The sequence below is a fragment of the Horticoccus luteus genome (assembly GCF_019464535.1).
Lineage (GTDB): Bacteria > Verrucomicrobiota > Verrucomicrobiia > Opitutales > Opitutaceae > Horticoccus > Horticoccus luteus.
The window spans coordinates 3,412,034-3,430,942 of record NZ_CP080507.1; the positions used below are offsets into that span (position 1 = coordinate 3,412,034).

Consider the following 18,909-nt stretch of genomic DNA (forward strand, 5'->3'; position numbering starts at 1 on the left):
ATTCGGCTGCGCGTCGCAATCCCCTTTTTACACCATTAGAGACATAAATCCGACAGCCATGACAGGATTTAGTCTTCTATCCGCCTACGCCTAAACCCCGACAGGCCGTTTCGGCAAACCCTGACTTTGGGGCGTGGAATTGGCATTCCGCTGCAGCGCCCACTCCCTCGCCGGGAAAGATCGCGTGGGGCGGGCAACTCGAAACGCGATTCCGTCTCTGCGCCTCGTCCTACCGAACCACGGCGTCAGCGCCGCACTTCGCGGTCTGGAGCATTTTTCGGATCTGTCTTATTTCCCAACCAAGTTTGCCGACGCGCCGCCGGCCAATGTCTCACTGATCGCCGTTAACAGCGCTTCAGCGGTAAAAGGCTTCGGAAGAAACGGCCCGTCGAAATGGAAATTCCCCAAACGCGAGCCGGCGTCCGGCAGGCCGCTGATTGCCAAAATTTTCGTGGCCGGACTCAACCGTTGCACGATTTGAGCCAAGGCGCACCCGTCGAGCTGGGGCATACCCAAATCGGTCACCACCAGTTTAACCTCCAAGCTGCGCGGAGCGAACAACGCCACGGCCTCCGTGCCGTTGGCCGCGGCCAAGACCCGGTAGCCATGCCGCGTGAGCATCGCCGCCGTCACATCGCGCACGTTATCGTCGTCGTCCACCACGATGATAAGCTCGTTCTGCCCGCGCGGCGCGGCGACCGACGTATCGCTTTGCTCTGTCAGTTCGCTGCCAGGCAAAGCCGGGAAATATACGCGAAACGTCGTGCCGCGACCCGGCTGGCTCTCCACCGTGACGATGCCGCCGTAGCTCTCCACAATCCCTCGCACGGTTGGCAGGCCCAAGCCGGTGCCGCGCCCTTCGGGCTTCGTGGTAAAAAACGGTTCCCATATCCGGCCGACCAGTTCCGGTGGGATGCCGGTGCCACTGTCAACCACCTCAAACACCAGATACGCGCCCATGCGGGTTCCGCGAATCGCGGCCGCGCTCATCTCATCCAGACGCTTATTCTGGGCGCGCACAACGAGCGTCCCGCCAGCGGGCATCGCATCGCGCGCGTTCACGCACAAATTAAGCAGCACTTGATGAAGCTGAGTGGGATTAATCTTCAGCGGCCAAAGATCGTTATCCGTCTGGTCTTCGATCCGGATGGCACTCGGGAAAGTCTGGCGCATCACGGCCAGCAGATCGCGTAAGAGGTGTCGCGGCTGCACCAAGTGCGGCTCTCCGGTCACCCCTTGAGCAAAACCGATGATTTGGCGCACCAATCCAGCGCCACGCTCCACGCTGCGTTCGACATTCGCCAAGATCATTTCCTGCGTGGCATCGTGCACTTTTCCGCGCAGCAGCGGCACCGCGATCAGGATGGGTGCCAGGACGTTGTTAAAGTCGTGCGCAATACCCGCCGCCAGCATCCCGATATTTTCCAACCGCTGCACCCGTAACAATTGCTCTTCCGCCGCTCGCCGTTCCCGCACCTGCTTGGCGTTCTCGAGCGCCCGCCGGAGCGCGACGATCAACCGCTTAGGCCGATCTTTCAGCACGTAGTCCGTGGCCCCGTTGCGCATCGCCTCCACTGCCCGATCTTCGCCGATGGTGCCCGAAAAGAAGAGAAACGGCATGTCGGGGCACAAATTATGCGCCATCTCCAACGCCTCCAACCCGTTGAACTGCACCAGATTGAAGTCCGACAAAACGGCGTCATAGCCGCCTGCCTCAAGCTCTGTTTCAAAGGCGTCGCGCGTATCCACCACCTGCACCGCACATTCGGGCCATTCGGTTCGTAATTGTTCCTGCGTCAATTCCGCGTCGCAGGCATCGTCCTCTAAATAAAGCAATCTCATGGGGAAAATCTCGTCTAAGAGCATCTTGCCAAAAGGAAGCGTCCGACGTGCGGCCAAGGTAGCAGCGTTTCCCGTGTCTGCACCTCAAAAGATTTCCAGCCGCTCAAAATATTACTCGGTATTTGGATAGGGTTTTACCCGATGCCAAAGTCGGGGATTGTGCCCCGGGCCGCACTTGGCACGGGACCGCTTCCACGGCAATTACCTCGGCTGCGGTGTCGGTCCACGCCCGCGTTTCCAGCTACATGCGTTTTCAGGATATCCCCATCCGGCGGAAACTCATGACCATGCTCCTGCTCACCAGCGGGGCGGTCGTGCTCCTGACCTGCGCCTCCTACTTGGGCTATGAATTAGTGACGTTTCGGCGAACCTCTGTCCAACAGCTCGACACGCTCGGCGAAATCATCGCCAGCAACAGCACCGCCGCGCTCGCCTTCGATGCGCCCGACGACGCGCAACAAATCCTTTCCGCCTTGGCCGCCGACCGCCAAATCGTTGCGGCGGTGCTTTATCGGGCCGACGGCACGGTTTTCGCCCTTTTTCCGGCCGACTTATCCGCTTCCGACTATCCCCTTCATCCCGGGCCCTCCGGCCACAATTTCGAGCACAACGGACTTGCCGCCTTCCACACTGTCACCCGTGACGGAAAGCCGCTCGGCACGCTCTACCTTCGCACGAGCGGCAACGCCCTTTTTGAACGCCTCCGGCTTTTCGGCGGCTTCCTTATCGTCGTGATCGCGGCCGCCGGCGCGCTCGTCTTTGTGTTATCACGCTCCCTGCAACGCCAAATCTCCGGTCCCATTCTGGCCTTGGCCGGCACGGCCCGTGCCATGGCCGAAAGTCAGGATTATGCCGGCCGGGCCACGAAGCTGGGCAACGACGAGATCGGCGTCCTCACCGATGCCTTCAACGCCATGGTCGGCCGTCTCGCCAACGCCAACCACGACTTGGAACTTCGCGTGCGCGACCGCACCGCTGCCCTCGAGGAGGCCAACCACGAGCTCGAAGCGTTTTCCTACTCCGTTTCCCACGATTTGCGGGCGCCACTGCGCCACATCGGCGGCTTTGCCACGATGCTGCGGCAACACACCGAGCCCGTCCTCGACGAGAAAGGCCGCCGGTTTATCACGGTCATTCAACAGTCCACCGCGCGCATGGCCCAGTTGATTGATGACCTCCTCGCGTTTTCCAAGCACGGCCGCGCCGAACTTCAGCACGAACCCGTTGATCTCGCCGACCTGATCGAACAGATAAAAGTCGGCTTCCAAGGCGAACTCGAGGATCGGCACGTGGAGTGGAATGTCGCGCCGCTCCCCACCGTCCGCGGCGACACCTCGCTGCTCCGCCAGGTATTTACGAATCTCCTCGGCAACGCCGTCAAATACACCCGCCGCCAGCCCATCGCCCGCATCGAAATCGGGACGGTCACCCCTCCGAACGGCGAAGCGGTCGTCTTCGTGCGCGATAACGGCGCCGGCTTCGACATGCAGTATGTCGACAAGCTCTTTGGCGTCTTCCAACGCCTGCATCACGACACCGAATTTGAAGGCACCGGCGTCGGCCTCGCCACCGTCCGCCGCATCGTCCAACGCCACGGCGGCCGCGTTTGGGCCGAAGGCCAGCCGGGCGTGGGGGCCGTTTTCTACGTCGCTCTTCCCACAAACATTCCCTCCACCGCCCCACTTTCATGAGCAAACCCAAAAACATTCTCCTCGCCGAAGACAGCCCGCTCGACGTCGAGATGACGGTGACTGCGCTGAGTGACCACAATCTCGCCAATACCATCGTCGTCGTGCGCGATGGCGCGGAAGCCCTCGACTACCTTTACCGCCGCGGCGCCTTCGCTGCGCGCACCGACGGCGATCCCGCCTTGGTCCTCCTCGACATCAAGATGCCTCGCGTCGACGGCTTGGAAGTCCTCCGTCAGATCAAGGGCGACGATTCCCTGCGCACGATTCCGGTCGTCATGCTCACTTCGTCCCGTGAAGAGAGCGATCTCGCCCGCAGTTACCGCTTGGGCATCAACGCCTACGTCGTAAAGCCCGTCGACTTTCCGGCGTTCATGGACGCGTTGAAGCAAGTCGGCGTTTTTTGGACCGTGCACAACGAACTCCCGCCTTCCTCCACGGCGCCCGCGCCCGTCTTGTCGTGAAACGCCTCCCTTTCTTGCGCCTCGCTGTCTGCTTGGCCGCCCTTCCCGCGGGCGTGCTCGCCGAAGATGCCACCGCGCCTTCAACCGATCTCTCGAGCCTGAAGCAACTTTCCCTCGAAGGACTGATGAACCTCGAGGTCTCGACCGTCTCCCGCAAAGACGAACGCTGGTGGACCGCACCGAGCGGCATCGACGTCATCACGAGCGAAGATATTCGCCGCTCAGGTGCCATGAATCTACCCGACGCGCTGCGACTCGGCACCGGCGTTCACGTCGGCCAATCCAGTGCGCGCAGTTGGGCGATCAGCATTCGCGGCATGAACGTCCTCGCCGCCAACAAAATCTCCGTCGCGATGGATGGCCGCAGTCTTTTCACGCCGTTTTATTCGGGCGTCGACTGGGCGTCCAAAGACACGTTGCTCGAAGACATTGATCGCATCGAAGTCGTGCGCGGGCCGGTCGGCGCGCTCTGGGGCGCTTACGCCGTCAACGGCTTCATTCAAATCCTCACCAAGCCCGCTTGGGACACCCAAGGCTGGCTCGCCAGCGCGGGCACCGGCACCGAAGACCCGCTCTTCGTGTCGTTCCGCTACGGTGGCAAGGTCAACGACACCACCTTCTACCGCGTTTACGCCAAATACTTCCAGACTGACTGGACCTACAACGCCGCCGGCCAGCGCACCAATCCCGCGACCGATTTCTTTCAAACCGGATTCCGTCTGGATGCTCTCCGCGCCAGCGACACGACCTTTACGATCCAAGGCGACTACTACACCAACCAAGATCTTCCCCTCGACCACCTCCAAGCCGGGCTCGACGGCTTTAACCTCCTCGGTCGCTGGCGCCGCAACTTTTCGAGCGATGCGAGCCTCGAGATTCAATCTTACGTCGACCACACCTACTGGTTGATTCCCTCTCAGTTTGAGGAGCGCCGCACCACCGGGTCTGCTTCCGTGCAATATCGTAACGCCATCGGCCGCCAGGATATCGTCGTCGGCTTCGATGGCTCCCTCTCACGCGACCACATCGGCAACATCGGCATCGCTCAACTGATTCCGCCCGAACGCACGATTCACAACGCGGGCCTCTACTTGGAAGACGGCATTCACCTCACGCCGACCGCCACCGTCACCCTCGGCGTAAAGGGCGAACACAACTCGTTTTCCAGCTTCGAATACGAACCGACCCTCCGCTACGCGTGGACGCCGACCGCCCAAACCACCGTATGGGCCGCCCTCTCGCGCTCCGTCCGCACCCCCGTCCGTATCGACGACGATCTTGTCATCCAAGTCCCTGGCACGACGGTCTTCGCCGCCAACGACGACTTCCGCACCGAAGACGCCCTCGCTTACGAAATCGGCCTCCGGCATCAACCCGTCTCGACGTTCACCTTCGACGTCTCCGCCTTTGTCTACCGCTACGACAACATCCGCAGCACCGAACCCGCCGGCTCCACGCCTCTGCCCCTCACGTTTAAGAACAAACTCAACGCCACGTCCGCGGGCGGCGAGGTGACGCTGATGTATCAACCTCTCGCCCAACTCTTCTTCAAGGCCAGCTACCGTTACCTCGATCTGGATTTCACGCGGGATCCCGGCAGCCAGGACAACTCCCACGGCAGCTCCGAGGGCAACGACCCGAAGCACGTCGCCAACCTCAACGCCCACCTCACCCTGTCCTCCGGCTGGGAAATCGACGGCTTTCTCCGCTACGTCAGCGCCCTGCCCAATCCCGCCCTGCCCGGCTACACCGATTTCGATCTCCGCTTGGGCTGGCATCCTACCAGCAATTGGGAAATCTCCCTTCTTGGCCGCAATCTCCTCCACCGCCAGCATGCCGAGTTCATCACGACGAACAGCCTCAACGAGCAGGTTCATCGCAGCATCACGCTGAAAAGCACATGGCGTTACTGAACTCCACTTCCACCCGCGTGCAGCGCCATCTGCACCGCCTGCTCTGCGTCTTCGTCGTCGCCTGCACGTTTGCCGCGCCCGTCGGTGTCGCCGAACCCGTCGCGCGCCAACTCGATATCGAAGCCGTCTTCCTTCTCAACCTCACCCGTTTCATCCGCTGGCCGGATAAATCGTTTCCCGCTGACGACGCCCCTCTCTACATCGGCCTCCTTCCCACCGACCCGATCGCCACCGTGCTCAACGAAGCCGCCGGCGGGGAATCCTCCGGCTCGCATCCGATCAAGCTCCGCTGGATTCGCAACGCCGCCGATGCCAACGACTGCCATCTCGTCTTCTTCTCGAAGTCCACGCTGACCGAATCCGCCCAACTGGTCGCCGGCTTGCGCGACAAACCCGTGCTGCTCGTGAGCGATTCCGACGGCTTTCTCCGCCTCGGCGGCCAGATCCTCCTCTACAAGCGCGGCACCCAGGTGCGCCTCCGCATCGACCTCGCCAACCTCCGCCGCTCCAATCTCACCGCGAGCACCTCCCTCCTGCGCGTCGCCGATCTGGTCAACAAGTGACGTCGCATTCAAGCCGGCTCGCGATTGAGGCGCACCGCCTCGCGCAAACCCGTCAACACCAGTTCCGGCACCAGTTCGTCGAAGAGTCCCTCGCCTTCGAACATCCGCGCAAAACCGCCTGTGCCCAGCACATGCGGCCGCTCGCCGCCAAAATTCTCCCCGCTGATCTCCTGCACCAGCCGCGCCACCGCCCCCGCGTGCCCGTGAAACAGCCCTGATTGGATCGACTCCGCCGTCGTGCGCCCCAACGCCATCGGCGGCCGCATGATCTCCACCCGCGGCAGTTTCGCCGTGTGATTCGCCAGCGTTTCCGCCGAAATCCCCACGCCCGGCAAAATCGCGCCGCCCAGGTAATCCGCCTCCGCCGTGATCGCCTCGATCGTCGTCGCCGTGCCAAAATCCACCACGATCAAGTTGCGCCGTGGATGCAGATGCACCGCCGCAATTGCGCTCGCAATCCGGTCTGCGCCGACTTCGTGCGGATTGCGATAACGCACCCGCAGCCCCGTCTTCACACCCGCCTGCAACACAAACGGTTCGCACCGAAAATACTTCACCGCCGCCGCGCGCAACGCATGCAACGCCGCCGGCACCACCGAGCAAATCGCCACCGTATCGATTTCCGCCGGCTCCACCCCGTTGGCCCGCAACACCGCGTTGAAAAACACCCCGAGTTCATCCGCCGATCCCGCCGGATGCGTCGACTTCCGAAACTGCGCGCGCAACTCATCCCCGGCAAATACGCCGCCGTGGATGTTCGAATTTCCCGTGTCGAGACAGAGCAGCATGGCTTTTAGGAAACCTGAGTTTGCGCCACCAGTTGCTCCAGTCGATCCGCGAGTTCCCCGCGCGTGGCGCAGGCGATCGCCGGTTCCCCTCCCCGCCGATGGATCGCCGCCGGGAACGCGTCCTGGCCGCTGGTGCGCGTCGCGAGATCATTGTGCACGACGAAGTCCGCGTCCGCCTCCGCCACCAACGCTGCCACCGCCCGCCCCGCCGCCGCTTCGCTCGCATGATCTGTGAGCTTGAACGCCACCACCTTCACCGCCGCATTGCGCGAACGACTCCGCAGCGTCGCCACAATCTTCGCCTGCGGCTTCAACCGCAAAACGGGCGACGCTCGCGAATCCAGCTTTTGCCCCACCGCGACTTCCTTCCCGTCCACCTCCACGCCCGCGACCGCAAAATCGCTCACCGCCGCCGCGTGGATCACCACATCGACCCGCTCGCCGCCCAACACCTCCGTGAGTGCCCGATCCAAGTCCGCGTGCGTCTGGAAAATCTCCTCCTGCACCGAGGGCACCGCCACCGCCGTCGCCGCGCGCAACAACAACACTTCGTGCCCGCAACGCGCGAAATGCCGTGCGATCAACGCCCCCGTAAAACCCGTGCTCGTGTTCGACAGCACGCGCACGCCGTCGATCGGCTCGGCCGTCCCGCCGCTCGTGATCACCACGCGCAAACTCCGCCCCGCCGGCCGCGTCAGCATCTGCTCCACCGCCAGCACGATGTCGCCCGCCTCCGCGAGCCGTCCCTCGCCCGTCTCACCGCACGCCGTCCGCCCGTGCCCAACCGGCAGGCAACGCACGCCCCACTCGCGTAAACGCTCCACCGCCGCCCGCGTGGCCGGGTGTCGCCACATCTCCGGATTCATCGCCGGCGCCAGCAGCCACGGCGTCGTCCGTTCGCTCGCCAAAAACAACGCCCCCGGCAAATCGTCCGCCAGCCCCGCCGCCAAGCGGTTCAACTGATTCGCCGTCGCCGGACACACCAGCACGAGATCCGCCCAGCGCGTGAGATGCACGTGCTCCATCGCGCGCCCCGCGGTCCACAACTCCGTCGCCACCGGCTGCCCCGTCAGCCCCTCCAGCGTCGCCGCGCCCACGAACCGCAACGCCGACGGCGTGGCCACCGCGCGTACCGTGTGCCCGGCTTGCACGAGCCGCGACAACGCCTCGCATGCTTTGTAGGCCGAAATCGACCCCGAGAGAATGAACAGGATTTTAGAGGGGGACATTGTCGATGAGTCGTGTGCCTTCGATGCGGATTGCGCCGAGCCGGACACCCGCCCGGTCGTCCACGTAATCCACGCCAAATCCCGCCGCCGTCAGGCGCTGCGCCGCCGTCGCGGCATCCGGCGACGTCCGCAAAATCTCCGAAAACGCCCCCGCCGCCGCACGCGCCCCGGCCGACAGGCGCGCATTGCGCGAACTCAGCGCCAGCCCGTTGGCCTCGCGCACCGTCGCACACGCCACGATCTCGACCGGCAGAAAAAACGCCGCCGTCATGTCCTTCACCAACTGCAACTGCTGCCAGTCCTTCTCGCCGAAATACGCCCGCCGCGGTTGCACGAGGTGCAGCAACCGCAGCACCACCGTCAGCACGCCATCGAAATGCCCCGGCCGGTGCGCTCCTTCCAGCTCTTGCGCCAGCTTCGTCTCCGTGACGCGAAAACGATACTCATCCGGATAAATCTCCGCCGGCGTCGGCGCGAACACGTAGTCCGCCAGCCCCGCCGCCAGCGCCAAATCCTCCGGCAGCGTGCGCGGATACACCGCGAGATCCCGCGGATCGTTAAACTGCGTGGGGTTCACGAAAATGCTCAACACGGTTACGTCGCTTTCCACTCGCGCCCGTTCGAGCAACGCGCGGTGTCCCGCGTGCAGATTGCCCATCGTCGGCACGAAACCGATGCCCCGCGGCGACGCCGGTAACTCCGCCCGCACGCGACGCCATTCAGCGATGGAAGTGATCGTGCGCATCAGGCCGGAGTTTCTTCCGCCCCCGGAAACGCACCCGTGCGCACCGCCCGCACGTAGGCGTTGAGTGCATCCTTCGTCAGCGCGTGACCATCGGCAAACGCCCGCGCAAACGACGGCCGAAACGCCGCGTCGAGCCCGAGCAAATCCGTCCACACGAGCACCTGTCCGTCCGTGCCCTTTCCCGCGCCAATCCCGATCGTCGGAATCGTCCGCTCCTTCGAAATCCGCCGGGCGAGCGCCGACGGCACGCATTCCAACACCACGCCAAAAGCGCCCGCTGCTTCCAGCGCGCCCGCCTCCGCGCGAATCCGCGCCGCCGCCTTTACCTCGCGTCCCTGCACCCGGTGTCCGAGTTGGTGATACGATTGGGGCGTCAACCCCACGTGCCCCATTACCGGCACGCCGCTCTCGACCAGATGTTCAATGATCTCTCCGTGCCCCGCCACGCCCTCGATTTTTACCGCGTTCGCGCCCGCCCGAAGCAGGACGCCCGCCGCCTCCACCGCCGCCCCCCGCTCGCCGCGCACGCTGAGAAACGGCATGTCGGCGATCACCAGCATCTCCGGCGCGCCGCGCCGCACCGCGGCCGTGTGCAAGGCCATCATTTCCACCGTCGCGTGAATCGTCGAGGCATGCCCATGCACCACCATCGCGACCGAGTCGCCCACCAAGATGGCATCGACGTCCGCCTCCGCCGCCGTCCGCGCCGCGAGCACATCATAGGCCGTCACGAGCGCGATTCGCTGCCGGGCGCGCTTCGCCCGCGAAAAATCGTGGATTGATTTCACGTCCGCCGCGGAGAGTTCGCAGCGGGAAATACACGCCGATGGTCGGCGGTGAGAGGTGCTGTTCGCATCGCGATATAGCCCGGAGGAAGGTTTGCTGATCGAGTGTCGCGGTCGCGATCGAGTTCGCGCTGGACGCCCTCACCGTCACGCTCTTCCGCCCTTCCCGCAAACGAAATCTCCCGCCGGTGAGCGCGGCGGAAGGCAGGCCCGGATCGCGTCTCGCGCCCGCTCCTCTACTTCTTCTCCACCTCGCCGCACTCCCGTTCGAATCGCCCCACCTCGTCGCGCTTGCCCACCACCAGCAGTTCGCAACCTTCCGCCAGTTGCAGCCCCGCCCGCGCCTCCTCCACCACAATCCGGTCCTGGCCCGGCCGCTTCAACAACACCGCGGTGACTCCAAAACGATGCGGCAACTGCGCCGACGCCAGCGTCTGCCCCGCCAGGGCCGGGCCGAGCCGCACGTCCGCCAGCACGTAATCACCCACGAGCGAATGCCGCGCCCCGCGCGCATCCTCGTGCAACCGCTCCGCCAGATGAAACGCCACCTCGCGCGCCGGCAGCAGCACCTCCTCCACCCCGAGCCGTTCGAGCACCTGCGCGTGCTTCGTATCCTGCGCACGCGCCACCACGCGTTTCGCGCCCAGCTGCTTCAATAGCAGGCTCGTCAGGATGCTCGCCTGCATGGAATCGCCGATCCCGACGACCACGACATCCGCATCCAGCGCCCCCGATTCGCGCAACGCATCCTCGTCGGTCGCGTCCATCTCCAGCGCATGGTAACCGTCGTCGGCCAGATCCTTCACGCGCTCAGGGTTGATGTCCCCGACCACCACTTCGCAACCGAGCTCGGCCAGGCGCGACGCCAGATGCACCCCGAACCGCCCGCCACCGATGATGAAGATTCGTTTCGCCATAAAAACTCAGCCGAGCGCCACCTGCTCCTCGGCGTAACGGGTGTGCCACCGCTTCACCGGCCGCGCCAGATAAACCGCCAGCAACATCGGCGCCACCCGCCCGATGAACATCAACGCGATCACCACCAGCTTCCCCGCCATCGTCAGCAACGGCGTCACCCCCGCGCTCAAGCCCACCGTGCCGAAAGCCGACACCGCTTCAAAGATCACGCCCAGCCAATGATCCGGCGCCGCCGACGCCGGCGCGCGAAATTCCGTGAACATCAACGCAATCACGCCTGCGCCCACAATTGTCGCCGCCACGAGACCGATCATCAACGCGATCGCACTCGTGCGCGCATTGATCCGCCGGCCGAAAATCTCCACGTTCTCCTTGCGCTGCAGTGCCGCGCGCGCCGTCGCAAACAACACCGCGAAGGTCACCGTTTTGATTCCTCCCGCCATCGAGCCCGGAGAACCGCCGACAAACATCAGCCCCAGTCCCAGCACCAGCGTCGCCGGATGCATCAACGTCACATCCACCACGTTGAATCCCGCCGTGCGCAGCGAGGTCGCATGGAAAAACGCCCACGAAATCCTCCGCCCCAGCGGCTCGCCCGCCAGCGTCGCGTGCCACTCAAACAACAACGTCGCCAGCGTGCCGCCCACGAGCAGCAACGCCGACACGGTCGCCGCCAGTCGCGTCTGCAGCGTCAGTTGCCCGCGCTCGCGCGGATCGTGCCGCCAGAATCGGAAATAGCGCAGGTTGACGAGCGACAACAGCCCGATGCCGCCCAGAATCACGAGCACGTCGATGATGCTCAGCAGCATCGCATCGCCCCGCCAGCGCACGAGCCCTTCCGGGAAAATCGAGAACCCCGCATTACAAAACGCGCTCACCGCGTGAAACACCGCCTGCCACAGCAACTGCACCTGATCCGCGCCCGGATTGACCGCGCGCAGTCGCCAGAACAATCCCGCCGCGCCCGCGGTTTCCGCGAGCACCACCGCCAGACAGCTGAACCGAAACAACTCCGCCGGCCGCGCCCGCTGCAACCGCCCGATCGTCGCTGCCACCGCGCCTTCATGCGCGAGTGACAACCGTCGCCGTCCCAGCATCACGAGCATCAAACTCGCCGTCACAATCCCCAGCCCGCCGAATTGGATCAACGTCAGCACCACCGCCTGCCCGAAACCGCTCAACGTTTCCGCGATATTGATCGGCGTGAGCCCCGTCACACACACCGCCGACGTCGACACAAACAGCGCGTCGATCACCGTCAGCCGGTGCCCCGCCGCATGCGCCGCAGGCAGCAGCAGCGCGCCCGCGCCCACCAGAATCAATGCGAGAAACCCCAGCGCCACCGGCCGCAGATCCGGATCGCGCCGATGCGGCTGAAACACCGACATCCATTGCAAATCGCGCAACGTCAGGGTGCGGGCAATATCGGCCGGACGTAACATTCACCGTAACGGGCTGGGGAGATTCGCCAGAGTTTCGAGACATTTCTTTCGCCGGCCCGCCTCGCGCCCCCGTTCTGCGCGACCGCAATCAAACGCGCGCAGCCTCGCGCGCGGCGTCTGGCCGCACGGCGAAAATGTCCGCGGCCCCGGGCGTCCCGGTTAAATCATCTGCGCCTCAATCGGTGGCGCGAGCCGTCACCCCTCGACCGCGACGCGCGGCAAATTCCAAATCTGATCCGCGTAGTCGCGAATCGTCCGGTCGCTCGAAAACTTTCCAACCCGCGCCGTGTTGAGGATCGCCATTCGCGCCCAGCGCACGCGATCGCGATACGCCGCATCCACCCGCGCCTGGCAGTCGCAATACGCGCGATAGTCCGCCAGCACCATGAACGGATCCCCGCCCAGCAGACTGTGGTGCGTCGCGCCAAACGCTTCATGTTCGCCCGGCGAAAAGAAGTCCGAGCCGAGCCAGTCCACCACCGCCTTCAATTCCTCGTCTGCGCGGTAAACCGCCTGCGGATCGTAGCCCCGCGCGCGCAACGCCTCCACTTCATCCACCGTCATCCCGAAGATGAAGATGTTGTCGTCGCCCACCTCCTCCTTGATCTCAACGTTCGCCCCATCGAGCGTGCCGATTGTCAACGCGCCATTGAGCGCGAGCTTCATGTTGCCCGTGCCCGATGCCTCCTTGCCCGCCGTCGAAATCTGCTCCGACAAATCCGCCGCCGGAATGATTTTCTCCGCGAGCGACACCCGGTAGTTCGGCAGAAACGCCACCTTCAACTTTCCGCCGAGCCGTTGATCCTGGTTGATTTTCGCTCCGACCAGATTGATCGCGCGGATGATGTTTTTCGCCAGGTCGTAGCCCGGCGCAGCCTTCGCCGCGAAAATGAAGACACGCGGCACCACGTCGAGCGACGGATTCTGCAACAGCCGCCGGTAAAGCGTGAGGATGTGCAGCAAGTTCAGATGCTGCCGCTTGTATTCGTGCAGCCGCTTGATTTGCACGTCGAACAACGCGTCGGGCGACACCTCCAGGCCGCACTCCGCCTTGACCACCGCCGCGAGGTCCACCTTGTTGGCGCGCTTGATCGCCATGAACTCCTGCTGAAACGCCGCATCGTCCGCCATCCGCTCGAGCCCGCGCAATTCGTCGAGTTCGCGCGGCCAGCGATGGTGATGCAGCGTGCGCGTGATCAACGCGGCCAGCCGCGGATTGCTTTGCAGCAGCCAGCGGCGCGGCGTGATGCCGTTGGTCTTGTTCTGGAATTTGCCGGGAAACAGCGCGTCGAACTCCGGAAACAGATGCTTCTTCAACAACTCCGTGTGCAGTTCCGCCACGCCGTTGACCGCATGCGAGCCGACCACCGCGAGGTTCGCCATGCGCACCATCTTCTGCCCATTCTCCTCGATCAGCGAACACACCCGCTTCTTTTCATTATCCCCGGGCCACTTCGCTTCGATCGCCTGCATCAGGCGCGCGTTGATCTCGTAAATGATTTGGAGATGCCGCGGCAGCACGCGCTCAAACAGCGGCACGCCCCACTTTTCCAACGCTTCCGGCAGCAACGTGTGATTGGTGTAGGCGAAGGTGCGCGTGATGATCTCCCACGTCGCGTCCCGCCCCATGTTTTCTTCGTCGATCAGGATCCGCATCAGCTCCGTGATCGCGAGCGCCGGATGCGTGTCGTTCAGTTGCACCGCCACCTTGTCCGCGAAATTCGCCCACGTGTTGTCCGGCTTCCGGAAGTGCCGCCGGATGATGTCGCGCAACGAGCACGCCACGAAGAAATATTGCTGCACCAGGCGCAGCTCCTTGCCGTTCTCCGTCTTGTCGTTCGGATAAAGCACCTTCGAGATGCTCTCGCCCACCGACTTGTCGCGCACCGCCTCGACATAGCCGCCGGAATTGAACGCCGCCAAATCGAAATCATCCGTCGCCTTCGACGCCCACAACCGCAGCAGATTCACCGTATTCGTGCCGTAGCCCGCGACCGGCACATCGTGCGGCACGCCGAGAATCGTCTTCGTGTCCACCCAGCGCGGCCGGTAGTTGCCGCGGTCGTCGAAGACGTTTTCCACGCGACCGTAGAGTGGCACCCGCTGCGTGTATTCCGCGCGCAGCACCTCCCACGGATCGCCGAAAATCCGCCAGCGATCCGGATGCTCCACCTGGCTCCCGTTGACGAACTCCTGCTTGAACAAACCGAACTCGTAATAAATCCCGTAGCCCAGCGCCGGATAATCCATCGTGGACAACGAATCCATGAAACACGCCGCGAGCCGCCCCAGGCCGCCGTTGCCCAAGCCCATGTCCAATTCCGTTTCGCGCACCTCGTCGAAATTCACGCCCAGCTGGCCGAGCGCGCTGCGCGCCGTCTCATACAAACCCGCCGCCAGCAGATTGCTCTCGAACAGCCGGCCCATCAGATACTCGAGCGATAAATAATACACACGCCGCACATTCTTCGCCTTGTGCGTCGCCTTCGTGGCGATGAACCGCTCGTAAATCGTGTCGCGCACCGCGTGCGAGGTCGCGATCCACCAGTCGTAAGTCGTCGCGGTCGCCGCCGAGCGCGCGCGCGTTGAAACCAGATGACTGAGAATCAACTCCTTCATCGCCTCTTCCGGCGTGCTGGCGGCGCACATGCGGCCAAGCGTGGAAGTGATCGGAGCGGCAGGCGAATCGGGAGACATCATGCGCAGAAGGTTAAACGCCAGTGTCGTGCCACCCGCCGATGCGGGTCACGCCTATTTTTGAAACCGTCGCGCCAGCTCGCTGTGATTCAACTCGATAAACGTCGGCCGCCCCGCCGGGCTCGTCAGCGGCGACCGCGTCGCAAAAAGTTGCGCCACGAGCGCCTGCACCGCCGTCTCGTTCGCCTCCGCCGGCAAACGCACCGCCTTCGCCACCGCCAGCCGCGCCAGCTCCTCGCGCGCCAGATCAACGTTCGCCGTCTGCATCCGCCCCTCGCGCATCGCTCCAAGCACGTCGCGCAAAAATCCTTCCGCATCCGCCGGCTCCATCCACCCCGGCACCCCTTCCACGCGGAAAAAATTGCGCCCGAATTCCGCCACATCGAGGCCATGCGCCGCAAGAAACGCCAGCCGGTCCAACAGCATCGCCGCCGCGATCGGATCGAGTTCGATCGGCACCGGCAGCAGCAACCGCTGGCTCGGCACCGCCCCGCCCTGAAATTGGTCCTGCAACCGTTCAAACCACACGCGCTCGTGCGCCGCCCGCCGGTCGAGCAGCACCAACCCCGCCGCCGTCTCGAACAACACGTAGCTCCCGTGCGCCAGTCCCACAAACCGCCACGCCGGCGCCCCCGGTTTCGCCATCGCGACCGGCGTCGCCTCCGCCGTCCCGCTCTCCCGGTGCCCCGCGTTGCCCGGCCGAGCCGCACTCGCAGAATCTCTCGCGCTCCCCGCGGGCAGAGTGTTCCCCGGATAACTCGCCCCCGCATTCCCAAGCTGGACCGCGCGGCCAGCCGCCACCCTGCCATCCTGCTGCAGCGGGCGCGCCATCCCAGTCGCCTGCGCTTTGCCGCCCGCCTCCACCGGATTTCTCATTTCGAACGGCGGCGTCTCCTGTCCCTCCCTCCGATCACGGATTTCCTCCGCTCCGCCCGCCGCCACTCCCGCACTTAACTCCCGCAGTCGCGCCAGCACCGCTCGAATCACAAACCCCCGCACCGCCGGTTCGCTGCGGAAACGCACCTCGCGCTTCGCCGGATGCACGTTCACATCCACCGCCGCCGGATCGCATTCGAAAAACAAAAACGCCACCGGGTAGCGTCCCTTCGGCAGCGATTCGTGATAACTCTCGATCAACGCATAGTTGAGCGTGCGGCTGTCCACCGGCCGACCGTTCACGAAGACGATCATCTCGTGCCGCGTGCCGCGCCCGAAGCCCGGCCGCCCGATCAATCCGCTCAACCGCATCCCCGCCTCCGCCGCCTCGATCGACACAATCTCCCCCGCCGTCTGCCGCCCAAAAATCTCGCCCACCCGCTCGCGCAACGTCGCCGCCTGCGGCGAACGAAACACCACATGCCCGTCCTCGATCAACGTGAACGCCGTGCCCGGACACGCCAGCGCGTAGAGCCGCACACACTGAATGATGTGCGCCGCCTCCGTCTGGTCGGTCTTGAGAAACTTGCGTCGCGCCGGCACCGAGTTGAACAACTGCGCCACCTCGATCCGCGTGCCCACCGGACGCCCGCAATCGCGCACATGCACAAACTTGCCGCCGTTGACCAGGATCTCCGTGCCCACGTCCGCGCTCGCCTCGCGCGTCTGCAATTCGAAACGCGACACGCTCGCGATCGACGGCAGCGCCTCGCCGCGAAATCCGTAACTCGCCAACCGATCCAGATCGTCCGCCTCCGCGATCTTGCTCGTCGCATGCCGCTCCAACGCGAGCAACGCATCGTCGCGCATCATCCCCTGTCCATTGTCCTCCACGCGCATCAACGCCCGCCCGCCATGGCGAAACTCCACCTCGATCCGCGTGGCCCCGGCGTCCAGCGCGTTCTCGACCAGCTCCTTCACCACCGCCGCCGGCCGCTCAATCACCTCGCCCGCGGCGATCTGATTCGCCACGCGGTCGGAGAGGATGCGGACTTTGGCCATGGTCGAAGGAAGGACTCGCTTTCATCGCGGCTTTGCGCGGACGGGTCAACGCACACCCGACTTTTTCTCGTCCGCCGCCCTTCGGGCACCAACCCGGCGTCGATCCTTCAGCTTCGCCGCGCGTTCACTTCAAAATTTTCCGCCACCGCGCGAACTGCCGCTTCACCTGCGCCGGACCCGGCATGCCCGTCCCCGTGCGTTTCGTCAGCGCCCGCTTCAGGTCAAACACCTGCGCCCAATCGTCGCCAAAGCCCGCGTGCACCTGCTGCACGTCCGCCGTCGCGAGCGCGTTGAGCGCCACGCCGTTCGTCTCCGCCAGTTTCACCACCGCGCCCACCGCGTGATGCGCGTCGCGAAACGCCACGCCCTGCATCACCAGATAGTCCGCGAGGTCCGTCGCCAGCAGCGCCGGATCCGCCACCGCCGCCCCACACCGCGCGCGCACCACCTCCATGCCACCGAGCGTGCCCGCGAGCACGTCCGCACACATCGCCGTCTGGTCAAACGTGTCGAACACCGGCGGCTTGTCCTCCTGCAAATCGCGATTGTAGGTCAGCGGCAAGCCCTTCGCCAGCGTCAGCAGCGTGTGCAGATTCCCCTGCAACCGCGCCGATTTTCCCCGCAGCAATTCGCAGGAATCCGGATTTTTCTTCTGCGGCATCAACGACGAGCCCGTGCAAAACGCGTCCGGCAGCTCGATGAATTTGAACTCCGCGCTGCTCCACAAAATCAGATCCTCCGCGATGCGCGACGCGTGCACCCCGAACAACGCCCCCGCCGCCGCGAATTCGATGAACACGTCGCGGTCCGCCACGGTATCCATCGAGTTTTGCGTCACCTGCGGCCGCCCTTTCGCATCCACGAAACCCAGTGCTTTCGCCGTGAATTCCCGATCGATGGGCAACGTCGTGCCGGCGATCGCGCCCGACCCCAGCGGACACCAATTCGCATGCGCCGCCACCTCCGCCAACCGCTGCCGGTCGCGCTCCAGCATTTCCAGCCACGCGAAAAGATGATGCGCCAGCAGCACCGGCTGCGCCCGCTGCAGATGCGTGTAGCCGGGGATGAGCACATCCGCATTCGCCTCCGCCGCCGCGAGCAGCGCCCGCTCCGCGCCGCGAATCTTCTCCTGCAGCACGCCGCACGCGTGCTTGAAAAACAACCGCATATCCGTCGCCACCTGGTCATTGCGGCTGCGCGCCGTGTGCAGCTTTGCCGCCGCCGGCACGCGTTTCGTCAACGCCTGCTCGATGTTCATGTGCACGTCCTCGAACTTCGTCTCCCACGTGAATTTCCCCGCCGCGATCTCCGCGAGAATGGCGTCGAGCCCCGCGTGAATCGCGTCGCGTTCCTGCTTCGTGATCAAGCCGACGTGCGCGAGCATGGCCGAGTGGGCCTTGCTCCCCGCGATGTCGAACGGCGCCAGCCGCCGGTCAAACGAGACGGACTCGCTGAACTGCAGCATTAACTCGGCGGGCCCCGCACTGAAGCGACCGCCCCACGTAGCTTGGGAAGACTTGGCCATGGCGTTTCGACAACACGTCCCCTCCTCCTCCCGCGCAACGCGAAACTATGCCCCCTGCTCTTGACCTCCTCGCCCGCCCGACCCCGCGCCTCTCGCTTTCTCGTGCTCGTGCTCGCCCTGCCCCAAACCTCCGTCGCCATCGCGGGGCAAACGCCCGTGCCCGGGCAAACCCGCTGCCCCATGTGGGCGGGGTGCCCTCACCCCGCATTCCCGATCGCGGGGTCAGGGCACCCCGCCCACCTCATGCCATCTACCTCCCGACATCGCGTGCGGCGTGCCGCACTCTTGATCGTGCTCGTGCTCGTAATCTTACTCCCCTTCCCGCTCATCCCGCCCTCCGCTTGACCCGCTCCCGCCCCCTCGCACAGTCCG

The 18,909-nt window shown here is 64.5% G+C and carries 14 protein-coding genes; 4 read left to right on the forward strand and 10 right to left on the reverse strand.

Features of this window, described 5'->3' with window-relative positions:
* Positions 1–288: 288 nt before the first annotated feature.
* A complete protein-coding gene (locus K0B96_RS13840; RefSeq protein WP_220161474.1) occupies positions 289–1,899 on the reverse strand; it encodes a hybrid sensor histidine kinase/response regulator in 1,611 nt (536 codons plus the stop codon).
* 158 nt (positions 1,900–2,057) lie between these two features.
* On the opposite strand from K0B96_RS13840, the gene K0B96_RS13845 reads away from it, so the two are divergent.
* From K0B96_RS13845 to K0B96_RS13860, 4 genes are read left to right on the forward strand one after another with little or no spacing between them, the layout of a single operon-like run.
* A complete protein-coding gene (locus tag K0B96_RS13845; RefSeq protein WP_220161475.1) occupies positions 2,058–3,533 on the forward strand; it encodes a sensor histidine kinase, YfiR-like protein-associated in 1,476 nt (491 codons plus the stop codon).
* Positions 3,530–3,994: a response regulator gene (locus K0B96_RS13850; protein ID WP_220161476.1), complete on the forward strand. Its 465-nt coding sequence runs from the start codon at positions 3,530–3,532 to the stop codon at positions 3,992–3,994. Before K0B96_RS13845 ends, K0B96_RS13850 begins: the two co-directional genes overlap by 4 nt.
* Complete coding sequence (locus K0B96_RS13855; protein WP_220161477.1) at positions 3,991–5,907, forward strand: TonB-dependent receptor plug domain-containing protein; 1,917 nt, start codon at positions 3,991–3,993, stop codon at positions 5,905–5,907. The genes K0B96_RS13850 and K0B96_RS13855 overlap by 4 nt, the downstream gene beginning before the upstream one ends.
* A complete protein-coding gene (locus tag K0B96_RS13860; protein ID WP_220161478.1) occupies positions 5,895–6,470 on the forward strand; it encodes a YfiR family protein in 576 nt (191 codons plus the stop codon). Before K0B96_RS13855 ends, K0B96_RS13860 begins: the two co-directional genes overlap by 13 nt.
* A gap of 8 nt (positions 6,471–6,478) precedes the next feature.
* Here K0B96_RS13860 and K0B96_RS13865 read toward each other — a convergent pair whose 3' ends face one another.
* The 9 genes from K0B96_RS13865 to argH all read right to left on the reverse strand — a co-directional run bounded on the left by K0B96_RS13865 (position 6,479) and on the right by argH (position 18,537).
* A complete protein-coding gene (locus K0B96_RS13865; protein WP_220161479.1) occupies positions 6,479–7,258 on the reverse strand; it encodes a type III pantothenate kinase in 780 nt (259 codons plus the stop codon).
* 5 nt (positions 7,259–7,263) lie between these two features.
* A complete protein-coding gene (gene coaBC, locus K0B96_RS13870) occupies positions 7,264–8,487 on the reverse strand; it encodes a bifunctional phosphopantothenoylcysteine decarboxylase/phosphopantothenate--cysteine ligase CoaBC (RefSeq protein ID WP_220161480.1) in 1,224 nt (407 codons plus the stop codon).
* Positions 8,474–9,232: a pantoate--beta-alanine ligase gene (gene panC, locus K0B96_RS13875; RefSeq protein ID WP_255558694.1), complete on the reverse strand. Its 759-nt coding sequence runs from the start codon at positions 9,230–9,232 to the stop codon at positions 8,474–8,476. The genes coaBC and panC overlap by 14 nt, the downstream gene beginning before the upstream one ends.
* Complete coding sequence (panB, locus tag K0B96_RS13880) at positions 9,232–10,020, reverse strand: 3-methyl-2-oxobutanoate hydroxymethyltransferase (RefSeq protein ID WP_220161481.1); 789 nt, start codon at positions 10,018–10,020, stop codon at positions 9,232–9,234. Before panB ends, panC begins: the two co-directional genes overlap by 1 nt.
* Positions 10,021–10,253: 233 nt before the next feature.
* On the reverse strand, positions 10,254–10,934 hold the full coding sequence (locus K0B96_RS13885) for a potassium channel family protein (protein ID WP_220161482.1): 681 nt from the start codon (positions 10,932–10,934) through the stop codon (positions 10,254–10,256).
* Positions 10,935–10,940: 6 nt separating this feature from the next.
* Positions 10,941–12,377, reverse strand: a complete 1,437-nt coding sequence (locus K0B96_RS13890) for a TrkH family potassium uptake protein (protein ID WP_220161483.1) — start codon at positions 12,375–12,377, stop codon at positions 10,941–10,943.
* 195 nt (positions 12,378–12,572) lie between these two features.
* On the reverse strand, positions 12,573–15,074 hold the full coding sequence (locus tag K0B96_RS13895; RefSeq protein WP_425602971.1) for a glycogen/starch/alpha-glucan phosphorylase: 2,502 nt from the start codon (positions 15,072–15,074) through the stop codon (positions 12,573–12,575).
* Between the two features lie 54 nt (positions 15,075–15,128).
* On the reverse strand, positions 15,129–17,012 hold the full coding sequence (mutL, locus tag K0B96_RS13900) for a DNA mismatch repair endonuclease MutL (RefSeq protein WP_220161485.1): 1,884 nt from the start codon (positions 17,010–17,012) through the stop codon (positions 15,129–15,131).
* Positions 17,013–17,136: 124 nt separating this feature from the next.
* On the reverse strand, positions 17,137–18,537 hold the full coding sequence (gene argH, locus K0B96_RS13905) for an argininosuccinate lyase (protein WP_220161486.1): 1,401 nt from the start codon (positions 18,535–18,537) through the stop codon (positions 17,137–17,139).
* Between the last annotated feature and the right edge of the window lie 372 nt (positions 18,538–18,909).

What these genes read in the sequence shown, in the direction of transcription:
- K0B96_RS13850 (WP_220161476.1), top strand. Translation starts at nt 3,530, where the DNA reads ATGAGCAAACCCAAAAACATTCTCCTCGCCGAAGACAGCCCGCTCGAC.
- K0B96_RS13860 (WP_220161478.1), top strand. Translation starts at nt 5,895, where the DNA reads ATGGCGTTACTGAACTCCACTTCCACCCGCGTGCAGCGCCATCTGCAC.
- K0B96_RS13865 (WP_220161479.1), bottom strand. Translation starts at nt 7,258, where the DNA reads ATGCTGCTCTGTCTCGACACGGGAAATTCGAACATCCACGGCGGCGTA.
- coaBC (WP_220161480.1), bottom strand. Translation starts at nt 8,487, where the DNA reads ATGTCCCCCTCTAAAATCCTGTTCATTCTCTCGGGGTCGATTTCGGCC.
- panC (WP_255558694.1), bottom strand. Translation starts at nt 9,232, where the DNA reads ATGCGCACGATCACTTCCATCGCTGAATGGCGTCGCGTGCGGGCGGAG.
- K0B96_RS13885 (WP_220161482.1), bottom strand. Translation starts at nt 10,934, where the DNA reads ATGGCGAAACGAATCTTCATCATCGGTGGCGGGCGGTTCGGGGTGCAT.
- K0B96_RS13890 (WP_220161483.1), bottom strand. Translation starts at nt 12,377, where the DNA reads ATGTTACGTCCGGCCGATATTGCCCGCACCCTGACGTTGCGCGATTTG.
- K0B96_RS13895 (WP_425602971.1), bottom strand. Translation starts at nt 15,074, where the DNA reads ATGTCTCCCGATTCGCCTGCCGCTCCGATCACTTCCACGCTTGGCCGC.
- mutL (WP_220161485.1), bottom strand. Translation starts at nt 17,012, where the DNA reads ATGGCCAAAGTCCGCATCCTCTCCGACCGCGTGGCGAATCAGATCGCC.
- argH (WP_220161486.1), bottom strand. Translation starts at nt 18,537, where the DNA reads ATGGCCAAGTCTTCCCAAGCTACGTGGGGCGGTCGCTTCAGTGCGGGG.